Genomic DNA, 20,759 nt, shown 5'->3' on the forward strand with positions numbered 1-20,759 from the left:
CCGGCTTATTCGACGCTCGAGCCTGGCAGATACTGCCGTCAGACCACCTCCACATCGATGACCCCCGGTGCGGAGCGCAGGGCGGCGGCGATTTCGGGCGAGATGCGATAGCGCTCGCTCAGTTCCACCTCGATCTCCCGCTGGCCGTCGTCCTTGATGACGATGAAGGACACCAGGCCGTCACCCTTGGCGTTGAGATGGGCGGCGATCGAGCGCAACGGCCCCGAATCGCGGACATAGACCCGCAGCGCCTTCTGTTGCTGCAGCGCCTCCTCCTCGAGCGAGCGCAGCGTCTGGATCCGCAGGCCGATGCCCTCGGGACGCTCCTCCGCCTGCACCGTCATCACCAGCGACTTGCCCGGCTCGAGCAGGTCGCGATACTGGTGCAACATTTCGGAAAACAGCACCGCCTCGAATTGGCCGGACGCGTCCGAGAACGCGACGATGCCCATCTTGTTGCCGGTGCGGGTCTTGCGCTCCTGCTTCGAAGTCACGGTGCCCGCCAGCCGGCCCGCGGTCGCGCCCTGTTTCACCGCGACGGCGAAATCGGCGAAGTTCTGCACCCGCATCTTCGACAGCATCGCATTGTAGGTGTCGAGCGGGTGGGCGGAGAGGTAGAAGCCGAGCACCTGGAACTCGCGGTGCAGCTTCTCCGAGGCCAGCCACGGCGCGTAGGAGGGAAACGAGATCACCTCCGGCCCGGTCGCGGCACCCGCCCCGAACATGTCGCTCTGCCCGCTCGTCTTGTTCTCCTGGGCGCGCTGGGCATAGCCGAGCAGCCGGTCGAGGCCGGCGATCATTGCGGCGCGGTCATGGCCGAAGCAGTCAAAGGCGCCGGCGCAGATCAGGCTCTCAAAAACCCGGCGATTGACCTGCTTCGGGTCAATCCGCAGGCAGAAATCCTCGAGACTCTCGAAGGGCCGATCGCCGCGCACCTCGACGATGTGCTGCACCGCCCCCTCGCCGACGCCCTTGATGGCGGCGAGCGCATAGTAGATGCGATTCTCGCCGGTCTCGAAATGGGCGTAGGAGGTCTGGATCGACGGCGGCACGACCGTGATGCCGAGGCGGCCGGCATCCTGGCGGAAATCGTTCAGCTTGTCCGAGTTCGCCATGTCGTAGGTCATCGATGCGGCGAGGAATTCGACCGGATAGTGAGCCTTCAGATAGGCGGTCTGGTAGGACACGATCGCGTAGGCGGCGGCGTGCGACTTGTTGAAGCCGTAGTTGGCGAATTTGGCGAGCAGGTCGAAGATCAGGTCGGATTGCGGCTTTGACACGCCGTTCTTCACCGCGCCGTCGACGAAACGGGCGCGCTGCTTGTCCATCTCCTCCTTGATCTTCTTGCCCATGGCGCGGCGCAGAAGGTCGGCCTCGCCGAGCGAGTAGCCGGACAGGACCTGGGCGATCTGCATCACCTGTTCCTGATAGACGATGACGCCCTGGGTCTCCTTCAGGAGATGGTCGATCATCGGATGGATCGACTCGATCTCCTCTTCGCCGTGCTTGCGGGCGTTGTAGACCGGAATGTTCTCCATCGGCCCCGGCCGGTAGAGCGCGACGAGCGCGATGATATCCTCGATGCAGTCGGGCCGCATGCCGATCAGCGCCTTGCGCATGCCGGCACTTTCCACCTGGAACACGCCGACCGTTTCACCGCGCGAGAGCATTTCGTAGGTCAACTCGTCGTCCAACGGCAGGCTTTCGAGCTCGATCTCGATACTGCGCTTGCGGGCGAAGTCGACGGCCGTCTTCAGCACCGTCAGCGTTTTCAATCCGAGAAAGTCGAACTTCACCAGCCCCGCCTGCTCGACCCACTTCATGTTGAACTGGGTGACGGGCATGTCGGAACGCGGATCGCGGTACATCGGCACCAGTTGCGACAGCGGCCGGTCGCCGATGACGATGCCAGCGGCATGCGTCGAGGCGTGGCGGTAGAGCCCCTCGATCTTCTGGGCGATGTCGAGCAGGCGGGCGACAACCGGCTCGTTGTCAGCCTCCTCCTGCAGCTTCGGCTCCTCTTCGATCGCCTTCGACAGCGGCGTCGGGTTGGCCGGGTTGTTCGGCACGAGCTTGCAGATCTTGTCGACCTGGCCATAGGGCATCTCGAGCACGCGGCCGACGTCGCGCAATGCGGCGCGCGCCTGCAGCGACCCGAAGGTGATGATCTGCGCCACCTGCTCGCGGCCGTACTTGCGCTGGACGTAGCGGATCACCTCTTCGCGCCGGTCCTGGCAGAAGTCGATGTCGAAGTCCGGCATCGAGACGCGTTCCGGATTGAGGAAGCGCTCGAACAGCAGCGAGAAGCGCAACGGATCGACGTCGGTGATCGTCAGCGCATAGGCCACCAGCGAGCCGGCGCCGGAACCACGTCCCGGACCAACCGGAATGTTCTGATCCTTGGCCCACTTGATAAAGTCGGCAACGATCAGGAAGTAGCCGGGGAACTTCATGCGTTCGATGACGCCGAGTTCGAAATCCAGCCGCTCGCGGTAGTCCTGCTCACTGAAACCGGCCGATAGGCCGAGCGAGGCGATGCGCCGCTCCAGCCCCTCCACCGCCTGGCGGCGCAGTTCCGCGGCTTCCGCCCTCTCCGCCTCCTCCGGATCGGCCGTGGCGCCGGTGAAGCGCGGCAGGATGGGCGCGCGCGTGTTGAGCACGAACGAGCAGCGACGGGCAATCTCGACCGTGTTGTCGAGCGCCTCAGGCAGATCAGCGAACAACTCCGCCATCGCAGACCGGCTCTTCAGATAATGGTCCGGCGACAGCCGGAAGCGATTGTCGTCCGACACCATGGCGTTGTGTGCCACCGCCATCAGCGCGTCATGCGCCTCATAGTCGTCTGGCGACGGGAAGAAGGGCTCGTTCGTCGCAACGAGAGGCAGATCATGGGCATAGGCCAATTCGATCATCCGCCGCTCGTGCCGCCGGTCATAGCCGGCGTGGCGCTGCAGTTCCACGTAGAGCCGGTTGCCGAACCGATGCTTGAGTTCCCTTAGCCGGTCCTCGGCCATCGCGGGCTGCCCGGCAGCAAATGCCATGTCGACCGGTCCGGTGGACGCCCCGGTCAAGGCAATCAGCCCCTCCGTGCCCTCGTCGAGCCACGACCGCCGAATATGGATCGCCTGGCCGCCCTCGCCCTCCAGATAGGCGCGGCTGACAAGCTCCATCAACCGCGCGTAGCCGGCATCGGTGGCGACCAGAATGACGAGGGACGGCAGCTTGGCAAGCGTCTGCGCCGGGCTGCGCCGCTCCCCCTCGCCCTCGTCTTCCATGTCGATTGCAAGCTGGCATCCGATCAGCGGCTGGATGCCGTCCGCCACCGCCTTCTGCGAGAATTCGAGGGCGGCGAACAGGTTGTTCGTGTCGGTGATTGCGATCGCCGGCTGGCCGTCGCTGACGGCCTTGCCGAGGATCTTCTTGATCGGCAGTGCGCCTTCGAGCAGCGAGTAGGCCGAATGCACGCGCAGATGCACGAACTGCACGTCTCCGCGTCCTGCTTCCGTCGCCGCCATCTCCGCCATGCTCACCACCTCGATTCAACAAGCCGGAAGGATAAGCGGATTCCTGCAGCGAATGTCCAGCGGGACGCCGAACGGGAGGCATTTATCCCCTGCTGGCACCGGGACTGGACAGGGGACGCTGCCGCCGTATGCCCTACAAGCCCAGCGCCAGCACCGTGAGGCTCGCTACAAACATTGTAATGGAGGCAAAAGCTGCGACATCACGCATGAATTCGGTCATCGTATGGCTCCTTTTCTCAACATGTAGCTATTTTGTTCTTGTTTTGTTCCCGCGTCAAGTCCTCGTTTGTTCGGCGAAGGCGATTCTGTATCCTGGGGTCGCAGCTGGACCGCATCGGCACAATTTTCTATGCTGATTGCCCGATCGACGCGGGGTGACCTGATGAAGTTCTTGCTACCACTCATGATTGCCATGCTGGCCCCATGCGCCGCCGCGGCCGAGGGCTTTCCCGCGGACCGGATCGTCGCGGCGGCAACCGGTGATTGGAACAGGGACGGCAATACCGACCTGGCGCTGATCGCCCGCCCGGCCGAGAAAAGCGACGAGGACAACGGCGTCTTTATCTACCTCGCCAATCCGGGCGAATCGCGGCTGGAACTGAAGGTTTCGGCCCCGAACAAAATTTGGGGCAACCTGCCGATATTCGGCCAGGAGCCTGGCGTTTCTGCGCTTGCGAACGGTTCGATCAAGCTCACCTCACAGAACAGTTCGGTCGGGCGGGATCGCTGGAGCCAGAGCCTGACGCTCGCCTATCGCGGCGGCCGGTTCATCGTCGCCGGCTACACCTATTCGTCCTACGACACCCTCGATAACGACAACACGAGGGAATGCGACCTCAATGTCCTGACGGGCAAGGGCACCGCGAACGGAAAGCCGATCACCACGGCGGGTGCGCAGATCACGTTGGAGGATTGGAACGACGAGACCGGCCAGAGGGCTTGCGGCTTCGCATCACAATAGACGGATTCGATCTCCGAAAATGGGCCAGCCATTGCGGGGCCCGCCCCGATCTTTACCGAGAGCCGGATCCCGTCAGGTCAGTTCGCGGACCTTGCCATCCTCGATCGTCACGCGGCGATCCATCAGCGATGCGAGTTGGTGGTTGTGGGTGGCAATCAGCGCGGCCAGGCCCGATTGACGAACAAGCGCTTCCAGCGCCTCGAAGACATAGCCAGCGGTTTCCGGGTCAAGGTTGCCGGTCGGCTCGTCGGCGAGCAGCACCAGCGGGGCATTGGCCACAGCGCGGGCGATCGCCACGCGCTGCTGCTCGCCGCCCGACAGTTCCGACGGCCGATGCTCGGCGCGATGGCCGATCCGCATGTAGTCGAGCAGTTGGCGCGCCCGCTCCCGTGCTTCCGCCTTGGAAAGGCCCGCGATCAACTGCGGCATCATGATGTTCTCCAGCGCGGAGAATTCCGGCAGGAGATGATGGAACTGGTAGACGAAGCCGATATCGTTGCGGCGGATGGCGGTGCGCTGCTCGTCGTTCAAACCCGCGCAGGCGCGGCCGTTGATAACGACATCCCCGGCATCCGGTTTTTCCAGCAGGCCCGCAACGTGCAAAAGCGTCGACTTGCCGGTACCTGACGGCGCGACCATGGCGACGGTCTCGCCGCTGCGCAGCTCGAAATCCGCGCCCTTGAGAATGCTCAGGAGCGTTTCGCCCTGCCCGTAATGGCGCTCCACGCCGGAAAGCTGCAATGCGACGCGCGCGTTCATCGTGGTTTCCTATTCGTACCGCAGGGCCTGGACCGGATCGAGCTTCGACGCGCGCCAGGCCGGGAAGATGGTCGCCAGGAACGACAGCGCCAGCGCCATCACGACGATCGAGAGCGTCTCGCCCAGGTTCATGTCGGCCGGCAACTGGCTGAGGAAATAGAGTTCCGGGTCGAACAGCGTCTGACCGGACAGCCAGGAGAAGAACTGCCGGATCGATTCGACGTTGAGGCAGACTAACACGCCGAGGATGACACCGGCGATCGTGCCGACGGTTCCGATCGCGGCCCCCGTCATGAAGAAGATGCGCATGATGGCGCCCGAGGTCGCGCCCATCGTTCGCAGAATGGCGATATCGCTCCCCTTGTCCTTCACCAGCATGATCAGCCCGGAAATGATGTTGAGCGCAGCGACCAGGACGATCAGCGTCAGGATCATGAACATGACATTGCGCTCAACTTCGAGCGCGGAAAAGAACGTCCGGTTGCGCTGCCGCCAGTCGGTCACATAGATCTGGCGCTCGGCGGCCGCCTCGATCGGCTGGCGCAGCGCGTCGACGTCGTCAGGATTGTCGACAAACAACTCGATCGACTGCACCAAACCGTCGGCGTTGAAATAGAGCTGCGCCTCCTCGAGCGGCATGTAGATGATCGAGGCATCATATTCCGACATGCCGATCTCGAAGATCGCCGAGACCGGATAGGTCTTGACACGGGGATTGACACCCAGCGGGGTCACGTCGCCTTCGGGTGCGACCAGCGTGATCGTGTCGCCGGCGACGATGCCCAGTTGTTCGGCCATGCGGGCCCCGATCGCAAGTCCGGTTCCGGCCGCAAAGCCGACGAGGTCACCCGACTTGATATGGTCGGAAACGGCCTTCATCTTCGCCAGGTCGTCGGCGCGGACGCCACGCACGAGCGCACCGGTTCCAGCACCTCCCTTGCCAGAGGCCAGCGTCTGTCCTTCGACGAGCGGTATTGCCAGCTTGATGCCGGGCACCTTGGAAAACCGTGCAGCCAGATCCGCGTAATTGTCGAAGGGCCCGTCGATCGGCTGGACGATCATGTGGCCGTTGATGCCAAGGATGCGGGAAATGAGTTCGGTGCGGAAACCGTTCATCACCGCCATGACGATGATCAGCGTCGCGACCCCGAGCATGATGCCGATGAAGGAGAACCCGGCGATGACCGAGATGAATGCCTCCTTGCGCCGCGAGCGCAGATAGCGCCAGGCAACCATGCGCTCGAAACCGGAAAACGGCCGGATCGCAGGCGTTTTTTCCGCCGGTCCCACGGTGCCCTCGCCCATCGCTTCCGCCATGATGCCTCCGGATCAGTCTCTATTTGCGCTGCGCGTCCGGCCGGACGCGCGAGGAATCTGTGTCAGCTGCAATCGGCGCGCTCCTTGCGGAATGTTCGGCTCCGATTTTCAGATCAAACGCCGGTCGTCAGTCGGGCGATTGCCGCATCGATGGTGAGCGTTTCGCGCGCTCCGGTCTTGCGGTCCTTCAGTTCGACCTCGCCAGCGGCGACCGAACGCGGACCAACGATGACCTGGAACGGCGCGCCGATCAGGTCGGCGGTGGCGAACTTCGTGCCGGCCCGCTCGTCCTTGTCGTCCAGGAGCACGTCCACGCCGGCCTTCAACAGCGCGCCATACAGCGTTTCGCAGGCCGCATCGCAGGCGGCATCACCGGCCTTCATGTTGATAACGACGACTTCGAAGGGCGCCACGGACTTCGGCCAGATGATGCCGTTTTCGTCATGCGAAGCCTCGATGATCGCCGGCACCAGGCGCGTCGGCCCGATGCCGTAGGAGCCCATATGCACGATGTGCTCCTTGCCGTCCGGCCCCTGCACCTTGGCGCCCATGGCTTCGGAGTACTTCGTGCCGAAGTAGAAGATGTGTCCGACCTCGATACCGCGGGCGGAAACGCGCTCGCCTTCCGGAATCGCATCGAACTCGGCCGCGTCGTGCATCTCCGAAGTCGCTGCGTAGCGGGAGGTCCACTTGTCGAAGATCGCCTTGAGACCGGCGACGTCGTCGAAGTTCGTGTCCACGCCTGGAATGTCGAAGCCGAGGAAGTCCTTGTGGCAGAACACTTCGGATTCGCCGGTGTCGGCCAGGATGATGAACTCATGGCTGAGATTGCCGCCGATCGGGCCGGTATCGGCGCGCATCGGAATGGCGCGCAGTCCCACGCGCGTGAAGGTGCGCAGGTAGGCCGCGAACATGCGGTTATAGGCGTGCTCGGCGCCTTCGCGGGTCAAGTCAAAGGAATAGGCGTCCTTCATCAGGAACTCGCGCGAACGCATGGTGCCGAAGCGCGGACGGATCTCGTCGCGGAACTTCAACTGGATGTGGTAGAGGTTCAACGGCAGGTCCTTGTAGGACTTGACGTAGGAGCGGAACACGTCCGTGATCATCTCCTCGTTGGTCGGACCGTAGAGCATCGGCCGGTCCTGCCGGTCCTTGATGCGCAGCATCTCCTTGCCATAGGCGTCGTAGCGCCCGCTTTCCTGCCAGAGCTCGGCCGACTGCAGGGTCGGCATCAGCAGTTCAATGGCGCCGGAACGGTTCTGCTCCTCGCGGATGATCGCGTTGACCTTGTCGAGAACGCGCTTTCCCAACGGCAGCCAGGTGTAGATGCCTGCGGATTGCTGCTTGATCATCCCCGCGCGCAGCATCAGCCGGTGCGAGACGATTTCCGCCTCCTTGGGGTTTTCCTTGAGGATGGGCATGAAGAAGCGGGAAAGGCGCATGACGGGTTCCAAAAAGACAGGTTTCGCCTAGCTGGGGAATCGGGCGAAAAGACGTTGGTTTGATGCGTACATAAACGCTTCGCTGGCGGAAGGAAACCCGCACGGCTGCGACGAAAGCATCGCCAAACCCGACGCGCCCTTTCCTCAGGCGCGTTCGTGCTCGCGTTCCCGCCGCAACTGCCGGACTTCCTGGCGGAGCGCCCGGATTTCGTCGAGCAGGAGGCTCGCCTCGGAATGCATCGAGGCGCGATCCGCCTCGACCACGGTTTCATGCTGATCCTGCATCGCCGAAACGATCACGCCGATGAACAGGTTGAGCACGGTTAAGGCCGTGCAGGCAATGAACGGGACGAAAAAGGTCCACGAGTAGGGGTAGACCTCCATGATCGGGCGCACGATATCCATCGACCAGCTTTCCAGCGTCATGATCTGGAACAGCGTGTAGTACGAAGCGCCGATGGTCCCGAACCACTCCGGGAAGGCCGCACCATAAAGATTGGTGGCCATGACCGCAAAAATATAAAAGACGAGCATCAGCAAGACGAAGATCGAGGCTAGTCCCGGCAGAGAGACGATCAATCCGCCAACGACCTTGCGCGGCGAAGGAATGACGGAGATGAGCCGGAGCACCCGCAGGATGCGCAAGGACCGGAGAACCGAGAATGCACCGGACGTCGGGAAAATCGCGATTGCCACAATGGCAAAATCGAAGAGACTCCACGCATCCCGGAAGAAGGACGATCGGAACGCGAAGAGCCGGAGGCCGATCTCCAGGACAAAAAAGCCGAGGATCACATGGTCGACGAGATGGAGAAGCCTCCCATAGTCGGCCATCATGGCTGCGGACGTCTCCCAGCGTGATTGCGTTTGCGAGAATGACTGCAATGACAAATTGCTCCCAGCGATGGGGGACGAGAAGCGCTGAAAGTCAGTCGCGCATTGCACAACTGTCCGTTTGATTCCGATGGGCGAGAAAAATCGAAACAAAATCAACAAGTCAAGAATTTCATTGCAGCGGAGGCGCCCCGCCAACCGCTCTCGCCGGACGCTCCGCAGGGTTGCAACCACCAGCGACGAAAATCCGCCTGCCCGGAACGACGCCTCACACCCAAAAAGGCCGGAAAGGAACAGGAACCATCACAATCCTGTCAACGGAAAGAATTTTTGTCGCGGTGTGTCAAATATGCAAAAAACCAGATGACAACGCCTAACCTTTGGGCTAGCTTCAGCCCACAAAAGAGGCAGGGAGCGCAAATCCTTGCCATTTCGCGGTCAAGTCTTGGGAGGATCAGATCTTTGGCGCGCGCAGACGCTGCCACCGGCAACGGATAAAGATCACGCGACACTTTAAGAACAAGGCTTTTAGCCTTGTTTTTTTTTGCTCTCTTACGGCGCTATGCGCCACTCCAAACACGTTCCGGTCTTAGACCCGCTTTAGAAGGCTTCCATGACGCTGGGATGACTGTCTCTGGGGGCTTCGGCCATGGGCGGCTTTTCGGCTGAGGACTGTGTCCCCTACTTCCCCCGCACGTCGGCGGCCAGATTCGGCCTACAGCCGCCGTTCCCTAAAGAGCGTCGCGATCTTTCAGATTCGCTTGTCGCTCTTTTGGACCTTGTTCTTTCGCATGCCTGCCGAAACCGGTTCCACTTTCGGCAGACGGCTACAGCGATCAATCGAAACGCGGGTAGAACTGCGGAATCGCGTCGATGCCATAGCCCAGCTCGACTGACAGCACCCACCAAGCCGCATAAATCACGGCAGCCACGATCGTCGTGGTGAGCACAAGCTTGCCGCCGCGGAACTTTGCGGGTGCGCTTTCCGTCGTCCCCAGCACCACGTCGTTCTCCTCCGCCTGCGTACGCATCCCGAAGGGCAGGACGAGGAACAACGTCAGCCACCATATGATGAAATAGACGGCCAGGATCGAAAACAACTGCATGGCTATACCCGTTGCGCCGCGCCCTCGGGCAAACGGCAGTGGCGTTCAATGGTGGCTGTGCGGCGCGCCGCCAGGTTGGCGGAGCACGTGATGCTGCGAAGACGAACAGCTCCGCTCTGACCGGCGACCCTCATTCGCGAAGATACCGCGGCGCCGGACAACTCGTCCCTTCTACCCCCACGGTTGACGTAATTCAAATCCGTGTCGAGCGGCGCACTGTCACACTTCTTCCAGCTCGATCAACGTGCCGAAGAAGTCCTTGGGGTGCAGGAAAAGGACCGGCTTGCCGTGCGCGCCGATCTTCGGGCTGCCGTCGCCGAGAACTCGCGCACCGCCGGCAATGAGCCTGTCGCGGGCGGCGATGATGTCGCTTACCTCGTAACAAATGTGATGCATGCCGCCGGCGGGCGATTTCTGGAGGAAAGCGGCAATCGGCGATGCCTCGCCGAGCGGTTCCAGCAGTTCCACCTTGGTGTTGGGCAACTCGACGAACACCACGGTGACGCCGTGCTCAGGCAACGCCTGTGGCGCGGTCACGCGTGCACCCAGCACGTCGCGATAGGAAGCAACTGCGGACGCCAGATCGGGGACTGCAATGGCTATGTGATTAACGCGTCCAAGCACCTGTCACTCCTTCCTCTGCCGCACCGCGTCTCGATAGGCGGCTCGGAGCCAGCGAACTCCGTTCCGCACCTTCGGGCTGCGGGGGCATCGTTCACCCCAACTAAACCCTTGTCACGAAGACGGTCACGACCGGCTTCTTGCCCCAGACCTCGTTGGCCGTGGCGCGGACGGCGCGGCGAACGGCCTCGCGGACGGTCTCCAGATCCTTGCGCCGCGTCCGCGGGATGCTTTCGACCGCGCCGAGAACGGCGTCATAGAGGGTGTCGCCCATGTCCTCGCCCTCGTCGTCGAACTGTGGCAGCCCGTAAGGCTCGACCTCGGGGTCGCCAAGGAAATCGTGACGCGAATCGAGCACGATGTTGACGGCGACATGGCCGACGAAGGACAGCTTGCGGCGGTTGCCGATCCCCATTTCGTCATAGTCGCCGACGAGGTTGCCGTCCTTGAAGATGCGGCCGTATTGCACGTCGTCGATCACCTCCGGCAGCCCCGGCGCAAGCCGCAGCATGCGCCCGTCGCGCACGCGGGGAACGTTGGCGATGCCGGATTGCTCTGCGAGTTCGGCGTGGGCGACGAGGTGAGCGGCCTCCCCATGCACCGGTACCAGGATCTGCGGCCGCGTCCAGGCATACATCTGCTGCAGTTCGGTGCGGCGGGGATGGCCGGAAACATGCACCAGCGCCTCGCTGTCGGTCACGACATGAATGCCCTGGTCGATCAGCCCGTTCTTGATGTCGTTGATCGCCTTCTCGTTGCCGGGAATGGCGCGCGAGGAAAAGATGATCGTGTCGCCGGCGACAAACGCGACATTGCGCATCTCGTCGCGTGCGATCTTCGCCAGCGCGGCACGCGGCTCACCCTGGCTGCCGGTGAGGATGACGACCATCTTGTCACGCGGGACGTAGCTGAATTCGTCTTCGTCGATGAACGGCTTGATGCCCTCCATCAGGCCGATGTCGCGCGCGACATTCATCACCCGCTTCATCGAACTGCCAAGCAGCAGCACTTCCCGCCCGGCAGCTTCGGCGGCCTTTGCCACCGAACGAATACGGCCGACGTTGGAGGAAAAGGTCGTGATCCCGACGCGCCCCTCCGCGCTTTCGATGATCTTCGTCAGGCTCTCGGAAACCTCCAGCTCGGACGGCGATACACCATCGCGCAGCGCGTTGGTGCTGTCGCAGATAAGCGCCAGAACGCCCTCGTCGCCGAGCTGGCGGAGGCGGTTCTCGTCCGTCAGGGGACCGAGCGAGGGTTCCAGGTCGATCTTCCAATCGCCGGTGTGGATCACCGTGCCGAGCGGCGTCTTGATCGCCAGCGACATCGGCTCGGGGATGGAGTGGTTCATGCCGATCGCCTCGATCTCGAACGGTCCGACATTGATCCGATCCCCCTGCTTGAAGATCGTCACCGGGATCTCGGTACGGCTACGCTCGTAGTCGCGCTTTGCCTCCAGCATGCCGGCGGTAAAGGGCGAAGCGTAGACCGGCACGTTCAGCCCCGGCCAGAGATCGTTCAGTGCACCATAGTGATCCTCGTGCGCATGGGTGATGATGATGCCCTTGAGGTTCTTGCGCTCCTCGGCGAGGAAGCGGATGTCGGGGAGCACCAGATCGACGCCCGGCAGTTCGGGACCGGGAAAGGTCACGCCGCAGTCCACCATGATCCATTTTCGATTGCCCGGTGTGCCATAGCCGTAGAGCGCGAGATTCATGCCGATCTCGCCAACGCCGCCGAGCGGCAGGAACACCAGGTCTTCTTGATTTGCCATTGTGCGTAAAGGTCCGATTACTCAAAAAAAACATCGCCGGCCGCGATCAGCCGCATGCCGCCGTCATCGGTCTGCAGCTTCAGCAGACCCGTATCGTCAATTCCGACGAAGCGCCCAGAAATCGACTGGTTCGGTAGATTGACCGTTATGGTTTCCCCAATGCCACCGGCAACCGCGCGCCACCTGGCGACGATCTCTCCGATACCGTTGGCGCTGTCCCACAAGCGGAGAATATCGGCCATCTCCCGAAAGAGATGAGCGAAGAGATCAGCCGGCGAGACCGTGCAACCATAATCCGAAAGCCTGGCGATAGGATAGAGGCCCGCTTCCGGCGCTACCGCGACATTGACGCCGCAGCCGATCACGATCGCCTGCCGTCCATCGGCAAGCGTCTCGCTCTCCACTAGAATGCCCGAGACCTTCTTGCGCTCGACCAGGATGTCGTTCGGCCATTTGATGCGCACCGGCGGCGAGCCGGGCGGCATGATAGAAGCAATGGCCGCCTGCACGGCGACGGCAACCGCAAGCGGAAGCGAACCGAGCCGATCGATTGGCGCTGGGTCGATCAGCAGCAGCGACGCATAAAGATTGCCGGCATCCGACGTCCATGGGCGACCGCGCCGTCCCCTGCCCCCGGTCTGGCGCGCCGCCGTGACCCAGAGACCGGAAAGCGCGCCCTTGCGGGCGCGCTCGAAACATTCCGTGTTCGTGGAACTGGCTTCGACCAAGGCTTCGTGCCGGAAATCATCCAGCGTCAGCCGGCCGGTTCCCGCCCCGCGCGTCAAAAGAAGGTCCGCGCGGCGGCTTCGGCTGCGTCGCCGATCGGACCGCCGATCAGCACGTAGCCCAGGACGAACAGCCCGGCGAGGCCGAAGACCAGCTTCAACTCGCCCGGGGTGCGGGCGAACTCGTCGGTCGCAGCGTCGAACCACATCACCTTGACGATACGAAGGTAATAGTAGGCGCCGACCACCGAGGAAAGCACGCCGATGATGGCAAGCGCGTAGAGGTGTGCCTCGATCGCCGCCATGAACACGAAGTACTTGGCAAAGAAGCCTGCCATCGGCGGAATGCCGGCCAGCGAGAACATCATGACCGTCAGCACCGATGCCATGAACGGGTTCGTCGTCGACAGGCCGGCGAGATCGTCAATGCCCTCGACATTGCCGCCCTGGCGACGCTGCATCGCAAGGATGCACGCAAACGTGCCGAGCGTCATGACCATGTAGATCAGCATGTAAAGCGCCACGCCGCGCACTCCGGCCATCGAGCCGGCAGCAAGGCCGACCAGCGCATAGCCCATATGGCCGATCGACGAATAGGCCATCAGGCGCTTGATGTTGCGCTGACCGATCGCGGCGAAGGAGCCGAGCAGCATCGACGCAATCGAAATGAACACGATGATCTGCTGCCAGTCGGCGACGATCGGCTCGAACGCCTCGATGACGATGCGCACGATCATGGCCATGGCCGCCACCTTCGGCGCTGCGGCGAAGAAGGCCGTCACCGGCGTCGGCGCACCTTCGTAGACGTCCGGCGTCCACATGTGGAACGGCACCGCCGAGATCTTGAACGCCAGACCGGCGAGAATGAACACCAGGCCGAAGACGAGGCCAAGCGAACGCCCCTCGGCGGAAAGCGCTGCCGCGATCTGCTCGAAACCGATGTGGCCGGTGAAGCCATAGACGAGCGACATGCCGTAGAGCAGCATGCCCGAAGACAGCGCGCCGAGCACGAAGTACTTCAGGCCGGCCTCGGTCGAACGGACGCTGTCGCGGTTGATTGCCGCAACGACGTAGAGCGCCAGCGACTGCAGCTCCAGCGCCAGGTAGAGCGACAACAGGCTGTTGGCCGATATCATCAGCATCATGCCGAGCGTCGCGAGCACGATCAGAACCGGGAACTCGAAACGATCCATCTGTTCCGAGCGCGCGTGGCCGACGGTCATGACCATCGCCGTGATCGAACCGATCAGCGTCAGCACCTTCATGAAGCGTGCGAACGGATCGGATACGAAGGCGCCGCCATAAGCCAGGCCGTCCCCGCCGCGCATCACCAGCCACAAGCCGGCGAAAATCAGGAGCGCAACCGCAAGCCCGGTCACGGTCGTTGCCGACCGTTCTCCGGAAAAGACGCCGATCATCAGCAAGGCCAGCGCGCCGGCGGCTAGTATGACCTCGGGCGTCGAGAGCTGAAGGCTGGCAAGAATAAGTTCAGCAGTCATTTCGAAAGATCCCGTCGTCAGTTCGCCGAGAGCGCAACGGATTGCGCTGCTTCGAGGGCCGCAGTGTAGTTGTTCAGCAGCGCATCAACAGACGCTGCAGTCACGTCGAATACCGGTATCGGGTAGACGCCGAAGAGAATCGTCAGCGCGACCAGCGGGTAGAGGATTGCCTTCTCGCGCGCCGACAGGTCGAGCAGCGCCTTCAGGCTTTCCTTCTCAAGCGCACCGAAGATCACCCGGCGGTAGAGCCACAGGGCATAGGACGCCGACAGGATGACGCCGGTCGCCGCGAACAAGGCAACCCAGGTGTTGACGCGGAAGACGCCGACCAGTGTCATCAGTTCGCCGACGAAGCCGGAGGTGCCGGGCAGGCCGACATTGGCCATCGTGAAGATCATGAAAGCAACCGCATATTTCGGCATGTTGCTGACCAGGCCGCCATAGGCGGAGATCTCGCGGGTGTGCAGCCGGTCGTAGACCACGCCGACGCAGAGGAAGAGCGCGCCGGAGACGATGCCGTGCGACAGCATCTGGAACAGCGCACCCTGAACACCCTGCACGTTCGCCGCGAAGATGCCCATGGTGACGTAGCCCATGTGGGCGACCGACGAATAGGCGATCAGTTTCTTGATGTCCTCCTGCACCAGCGCGACCAGCGAGGTGTAGATGATCGCCACGACCGACAGCGTGAAGACGAACGGTGCGAAGAAATCAGACGCAAGCGGGAACATCGGCAGCGAGAAGCGCAGGAAACCGTAGCCGCCGAGCTTCAGGAGGATGGCGGCCAGGATGACCGAGCCCGCCGTCGGCGCCTGGACGTGCGCGTCCGGCAACCACGTGTGAACCGGCCACATCGGCATCTTCACCGCAAACGAGGCGAAGAAGGCCAGCCACAGCCAGGTCTGCATCTGGCGCGGGAAGTCGTAGGCCAGCAGTTCCGGGATGCTGGTCGTGCCGGCCTGCCAGTACATCGCCATGATGGCGAGCAGCATCAGCACCGAGCCGAGCAGCGTATAGAGGAAGAACTTGTAACTCGCATAGACGCGGTCCTTGCCGCCCCAGACGCCGATGATGAGGAACATCGGGATCAGGCCGGCCTCGAAGAACACGTAGAAGAGGACGATGTCGAGCGAGACGAACACGCCCACCATGAACACTTCCAGGATCAGGAAGGCGATCATGTATTCCTTCAGACGCTTCTCGATCGATGTCCAGCTAGCCAGGATGCAGAAGGGCATCAGGAAAGTCGTCAGGATGACGAAGAGCATGGAGATGCCGTCTACGCCCAGATGATAGGCGATGCCGGTGCCAAGCCACTCATGCTTCTCGACCATCTGGAAGCCGGGGTTCGAATAGTCGAACCCAACCCAGATGAAGAGCGAGAGAACGAAGGTGAATACCGTCGTCAGCAGCGAGACGTTGAGAATGTTCCGCCGCCCATAGGGGCTATCCTCACGCGTCAGCAGCAGCAGCGCCACGCCGACCAGCGGAAGGAAGGTGACCGCGGAAAGAATAGGCCAATCGGTCATCAGAGGGAACTCCCGAGCATCATCCAGGTAACGAGTGCCGCAATCCCAAGCAGCATCGCAAAGGCATAGTGATAAAGGTAACCGGTCTGCAGGCGAACCACGCGGTTCGTCACGTCGAGAACGCGGGCCGCGACACCGTTCGGCCCCAGGCCGTCGATGACCGCTCCGTCGCCGCCCTTCCACAGCAGCCGGCCGAGCCAGAGCGCAGGACGGACAAACAGGAAGTCGTAGAGTTCATCGAAGTACCACTTGTTCAAAAGGAACTGGTAGAGGCCGCGATGCTGGTCTGCCAGGTACTTCGGCAGGTCCGGACGCCGGATGTACATGTACCAGGCGGTGAACAGGCCGAGCGCCATCGCGACGAACGGGCTCCACTTCACCCACAGCGGCACATGGTGGAATTCCTCCAGCAGCTTGTTCTCCGGGCCGGTGAACAGCGCGCCCTGCCAGAACTCGGCATAGTGGTGACCGTAGAAGTACTCGACGGCAATGAAGCCCGAGAAGATCGCACCGACCGCCAGCAGATAGAGCGGCACCAGCATCACCGCCGGCGATTCATGCACGTGGTGCATGACGTCAGAGGAAGCGCGCGGCTTGCCGAAGAACGTCATGAAGGCCAAGCGCCAAGAATAGAAGCTGGTGAACAGCGCCGCAACGACAAGCATGGTGAAGGCGAAGCCTGCAACCGAGCTGTGCGAGGCAAACGTGGATTCGATGATCGCGTCCTTCGAGAAGAAACCGGCGAAACCGATCATCGTGCCCGGGATGCCGACGCCAGTCAGCGCCAGCGTGCCGATCGTCATCATCCAGAAGGTGATCGGGATATGCGTGCGAAGGCCGCCCATGTAGCGCATGTCCTGTTCGCCATCGACGGCGTGGATCACCGAGCCGGCGCCAAGGAACAGCAGTGCCTTGAAGAAGGCGTGGGTGAACAGGTGGAAGATCGCAGCGCCGTAGGCACCGATGCCGAGCGCGACGAACATGTAGCCGAGCTGCGAGCAGGTCGAATAGGCGATGACGCGCTTGATGTCGTTCTGCACGAGGCCGACCGTTGCGGCGAAGAAGGCCGTGATCGCACCAACAATGGTGATGACGGTCAGCGCGTCGGGCGATAGTTCGAACAGCGGCGACATGCGGGCGACGAGGAAGACGCCGGCGGTGACCATGGTTGCGGCATGGATGAGGGCCGAAACGGGTGTCGGGCCTTCCATTGCGTCCGGAAGCCAGGTGTGCAGCAGGAACTGCGCCGACTTGCCCATCGCACCCATGAAGAGCAGCAGGCAGGCGCCCGTCAGTGCATCGGCCTTGTCGAGTTGCATGCCGAATAGCGTGATGACGGGATTCGTTGCGTCAGCGGCGCCCTCGGCCGGAAGATAGGTGGCCGCCGTGGCGAAGATCGTCTCGAGGTTGACCGAGCCGAACAGCACGAAGACGGCGGCGAGGCCGAGCAGGAAACCGAAGTCTCCGACGCGGTTGACGATGAACGCCTTCATCGCGGCCGCATTCGCCGAAGCCTTCTTGTACCAGAAGCCGATCAGCAGGTACGAGGCGAGGCCCACGCCTTCCCAGCCGAAGAAGATCTGCAGGAGGTTGTCGCCCGTGACCAGCATCAGCATCGCGAAGGTGAACAGCGACAGATAGGCGAAGAAGCGCGGGCGATGCGGGTCGTGGTGCATGTAGCCGACCGAATAGACATGCACGAGCATCGACACGGTGTTGACGACGACGAACATCACCGCCGTCAGCGTGTCGACGCGGAACGCCCATTCGACGTCGAAGCTGCCGGACTGGATCCAGCGCAGCACCGAGACCTTGATCAGTTCCTCTTCGCCGAGCCCCACCTGGAAGAAAACCAGCCAGGACAGCGCGCAGGCGATGACCATGAAGGCGCAGGTGACGAACTCGGACGCCTTCGCGCCGATCGTGTTGCCGCCGAGACCCGCGATCAAAAAGCCGATCAGCGGAAGGAAGACGATTGCCTTGATGATGGTATCCATTACCCGATCAACCCTTCATCACGTTGACGTCTTCCACGGCGATGGAGCCGCGGTTGCGATAGAAGACGACGAGAATTGCAAGACCGATCGCCGCTTCCGCAGCCGCGACCGTCAGAATGAACAGCGCGAAGACCTGGCCGACGATGTCATTCAGGAAGGCCGAGAAGGCGACCATGTTGATGTTGACGGAAAGCAGGATCAGTTCGATCGACATCAGGATGACGATGACGTTCTTCCGGTTGAGGAAGATGCCGAAGACGCCGAGCGTGAACAGGATGGCGCTGACCGTGAGATAGTGGGAAATACCGATTTCCATGATGCGAATTCCTTAAGTCCGGCGCCTCAGATACCCTGGCCCGGCTTGACCTTGACCACCTCGACGGCGGTTTCCGGCGAGCGGGCGACCTGCCTGGATACATCCTGGCGCTTGACATTGTCGCGATGACGCAGCGTCAGCACGATCGCGCCGATCATCGCGACCAGAAGCACAAGGCCGGCGATCTGGAAGAAATAGACGTAGTTCGTGTAGAGCACGTCGCCGAGCGCCGCCGTGTTGGTGCGTTCCGTCACCGGCGGGATCGGCATGGCCGAATTGCTCGCGATCTCCGGCGAAAGCGTCGATCCGCCGACGACGACGATCAGTTCAACCGCCAGCACCAAACCGACCAGCGCGCCGACCGGGGCGTGCTCGATCACGCCCGAGCGGAGTGCGGCGAAATCGACATCCAGCATCATGACGACGAAGAGGAAAAGGACCGCGACCGCACCGACGTAGACCACAAGCAGGATCATCGCCAGGAACTCGGCACCGGTCAGCAGGAAGAGCCCGGCGGCGTTGAAGAACGTCAGGATCAGAAAGAGCACGGAGTAAACCGGGTTCCTCGCCGCGATCACCATGAACGCGGACGCCACCGCCACAAAGGCGAAGAGATAGAAAAAGAGAGCCTGCAGACCCATGTTGGTGCCTTTTCGTCTTCCCCGGAAAGGATCGGCCTCGTTGCCGCCTCTCCTTCGAAGCTTGGCGGCCCTGCGCCACCAAGCACGTAACTCAACTCAATCGTCCGTCGCCCCAAGAGCGATCGAACCTGCCCCGCGACTTAACGGTAGGGCGAATCCATTGCAATGTTGCGGGCGATTTCCCGCTCCCAGCGGTCACCGTTATCGAGCAACTTCTCCTTGTTGTAGTAGAGCTCTTCACGGGTCTCGGTGGCGAACTCGAAGTTCGGCCCCTCGACGATGGCATCGACCGGGCAGGCTTCCTGACAGAAACCGCAATAGATGCACTTCACCATGTCGATATCGTAGCGCACCGTGCGGCGGGTGCCGTCGTTGCGGCGCGGACCGGCCTCGATGGTGATAGCCTGCGCCGGACAGATCGCTTCGCACAGCTTGCAGGCGATGCAGCGTTCCTCGCCGTTCGGGTAGCGGCGCAGCGCATGCTCTCCGCGGAAGCGCGGCGATACCGGCCCCTTCTCGAAGGGATAGTTCAGCGTCGCCTTGGGCCGGAAGAAATAGCGCATCGACAGCATGAACGCGCCGACGAACTCCTTCAGGAACAGCGAATTAACCGCTTGCGAGAGACTAGCCATTAGCGAACTCCAATGCTGCTGAAACCTGGGGCGCCCGTCATGCGGACCACCCGGTGAGCTTCAGCACGAATGCAACGATGACAACCATGGCGATCGACAGCGGAAGGAAGACCTTCCAGCCGAGACGCATCAGCTGGTCGTAGCGGTAGCGTGGCACGAAGGCCTTTACCATCGCAAACATGAAGAAGACGAGCGAGGCCTTGAGGACGAACCAGACGATGCCCGGCACCCAGTTGAAGAGCCAGAAATCGACCGGAGGCAGCCAGCCGCCGAGGAACAGGATCGTCGTCAGCGCGCACATCAGGCAGATGGCGGCGTACTCGCCGAGCATGAACATCATGTAAGGCGTCGAGCCGTACTCGACCATGAAGCCTGCGACGAGTTCGGATTCAGCTTCCGGCAAGTCGAAGGGCGGGCGGTTCGTCTCAGCAAGCGCCGAAATGAAGAACACGATGAACATCGGGAACAGCGACAGCCAGTGCCAGTCCAGGAACGACGCCGGCAGGCCGAGCATCGTGCCGACGCCGGTGCTCTGCGCGTTGACGATATCGGTCAGGTTCAGCGAGCCAACGCACAAAAGCACGGTGACGATGACGAAGCCGATCGAGACCTCGTAGGAGATCATCTGCGCTGCGGAGCGCAGAGCTCCGAGGAAGGCATACTTCGAGTTCGAGGCCCAACCGCCCATGACGATGCCATAGACCTCGAGCGAGGAGATGGCGAAGACGTAGAGGATGCCGACGTTGATGTTGGCGATCACCCAGTTCTCGTTGAGCGGAATCACGGCCCAGGTGGCCAGCGCCAGCACCACCGAGACGAGCGGCGCCAGCAGGAAGATCGCCTTGTTGGCGGAGGCCGGGATCACCGGCTCCTTGAAGACGAACTTCAAAAGGTCGGCGAACGACTGGAACAGTCCCCACGGGCCCACCACGTTCGGACCGCGGCGCATCTGCACGGCGGCCCAGATCTTGCGGTCGGCCAACAGGATGTAGGCGATGAAGAGAAGCAGTGCGACCAGCAACAGCAGCGACTGGGCGATCATGATGACCGCGGGCCACACATAGCTCGAAATGAAAGCGTCCATA

17 protein-coding genes are annotated in these 20,759 nt (G+C 62.2%); 1 reads left to right on the top strand and 16 read right to left on the bottom strand.

What is annotated here, in order from left to right:
- Positions 1-38: 38 nt before the first annotated feature.
- Positions 39-3,524 (bottom strand): DNA polymerase III subunit alpha, encoded by a 3,486-nt coding sequence (gene dnaE / locus AC1DDS_RS20820; protein WP_477480592.1) that lies wholly within the window; start codon positions 3,522-3,524, stop codon positions 39-41.
- A gap of 382 nt (positions 3,525-3,906) precedes the next feature.
- Between dnaE and AC1DDS_RS20825 the strand changes: the two genes are divergently transcribed.
- Complete coding sequence (locus tag AC1DDS_RS20825) at positions 3,907-4,485, top strand: hypothetical protein (protein ID WP_477480593.1); 579 nt, start codon at positions 3,907-3,909, stop codon at positions 4,483-4,485.
- A gap of 72 nt (positions 4,486-4,557) precedes the next feature.
- On the opposite strand, the gene AC1DDS_RS20830 is transcribed toward AC1DDS_RS20825, so the two are convergent.
- The 15 genes from AC1DDS_RS20830 to nuoH form a co-directional block, all read right to left on the bottom strand.
- Positions 4,558-5,244 (bottom strand): ABC transporter ATP-binding protein, encoded by a 687-nt coding sequence (locus AC1DDS_RS20830; RefSeq protein ID WP_477480594.1) that lies wholly within the window; start codon positions 5,242-5,244, stop codon positions 4,558-4,560.
- A 9-nt stretch (positions 5,245-5,253) separates the two neighbouring features.
- A complete protein-coding gene (locus AC1DDS_RS20835; protein WP_477480595.1) occupies positions 5,254-6,561 on the bottom strand; it encodes a lipoprotein-releasing ABC transporter permease subunit in 1,308 nt (435 codons plus the stop codon).
- A gap of 113 nt (positions 6,562-6,674) precedes the next feature.
- Entirely contained in the window at positions 6,675-8,003 is a 1,329-nt protein-coding gene (proS, locus tag AC1DDS_RS20840) for a proline--tRNA ligase (protein ID WP_477480596.1), read from the bottom strand.
- A gap of 144 nt (positions 8,004-8,147) precedes the next feature.
- Positions 8,148-9,071 (bottom strand): ion transporter, encoded by a 924-nt coding sequence (locus AC1DDS_RS20845; protein ID WP_477480597.1) that lies wholly within the window; start codon positions 9,069-9,071, stop codon positions 8,148-8,150.
- Positions 9,072-9,673: 602 nt separating this feature from the next.
- Positions 9,674-9,943, bottom strand: coding sequence for a DUF1467 family protein (locus AC1DDS_RS20850; protein ID WP_477480598.1), 270 nt, complete (start codon positions 9,941-9,943; stop codon positions 9,674-9,676).
- Positions 9,944-10,162: 219 nt separating this feature from the next.
- Positions 10,163-10,567 carry a methylmalonyl-CoA epimerase gene (gene mce, locus AC1DDS_RS20855; protein ID WP_477480599.1) on the bottom strand — a complete coding sequence of 135 codons (405 nt, stop codon included), beginning with the start codon at positions 10,565-10,567 and terminating at the stop codon, positions 10,163-10,165.
- A 100-nt stretch (positions 10,568-10,667) separates the two neighbouring features.
- Positions 10,668-12,335, bottom strand: a complete 1,668-nt coding sequence (locus AC1DDS_RS20860; RefSeq protein WP_477480600.1) for a ribonuclease J — start codon at positions 12,333-12,335, stop codon at positions 10,668-10,670.
- Positions 12,336-12,352: 17 nt separating this feature from the next.
- Positions 12,353-13,120: a biotin--[acetyl-CoA-carboxylase] ligase gene (locus tag AC1DDS_RS20865; RefSeq protein WP_477480601.1), complete on the bottom strand. Its 768-nt coding sequence runs from the start codon at positions 13,118-13,120 to the stop codon at positions 12,353-12,355.
- Positions 13,117-14,559, bottom strand: a complete 1,443-nt coding sequence (gene nuoN / locus AC1DDS_RS20870) for an NADH-quinone oxidoreductase subunit NuoN (protein WP_477480602.1) — start codon at positions 14,557-14,559, stop codon at positions 13,117-13,119. The genes AC1DDS_RS20865 and nuoN overlap by 4 nt, the downstream gene beginning before the upstream one ends.
- Positions 14,560-14,576: 17 nt before the next feature.
- Positions 14,577-16,088, bottom strand: a complete 1,512-nt coding sequence (locus AC1DDS_RS20875) for an NADH-quinone oxidoreductase subunit M (protein WP_477480603.1) — start codon at positions 16,086-16,088, stop codon at positions 14,577-14,579.
- A complete protein-coding gene (gene nuoL / locus AC1DDS_RS20880) occupies positions 16,088-18,085 on the bottom strand; it encodes an NADH-quinone oxidoreductase subunit L (RefSeq protein ID WP_477480604.1) in 1,998 nt (665 codons plus the stop codon). The genes AC1DDS_RS20875 and nuoL overlap by 1 nt, the downstream gene beginning before the upstream one ends.
- A gap of 7 nt (positions 18,086-18,092) precedes the next feature.
- A complete protein-coding gene (gene nuoK / locus AC1DDS_RS20885; protein WP_310422100.1) occupies positions 18,093-18,401 on the bottom strand; it encodes an NADH-quinone oxidoreductase subunit NuoK in 309 nt (102 codons plus the stop codon).
- Between the two features lie 26 nt (positions 18,402-18,427).
- Positions 18,428-19,042 carry an NADH-quinone oxidoreductase subunit J gene (locus AC1DDS_RS20890; protein ID WP_477480605.1) on the bottom strand — a complete coding sequence of 205 codons (615 nt, stop codon included), beginning with the start codon at positions 19,040-19,042 and terminating at the stop codon, positions 18,428-18,430.
- A 140-nt stretch (positions 19,043-19,182) separates the two neighbouring features.
- Positions 19,183-19,674 (bottom strand): NADH-quinone oxidoreductase subunit NuoI, encoded by a 492-nt coding sequence (gene nuoI, locus AC1DDS_RS20895; RefSeq protein ID WP_310422106.1) that lies wholly within the window; start codon positions 19,672-19,674, stop codon positions 19,183-19,185.
- A 37-nt stretch (positions 19,675-19,711) separates the two neighbouring features.
- Positions 19,712-20,758, bottom strand: coding sequence for an NADH-quinone oxidoreductase subunit NuoH (gene nuoH, locus AC1DDS_RS20900; protein WP_477480606.1), 1,047 nt, complete (start codon positions 20,756-20,758; stop codon positions 19,712-19,714).
- Position 20,759: the final 1 nt, after the last annotated feature.

The organism is Mycoplana sp. 10N416 (assembly GCF_056394765.1).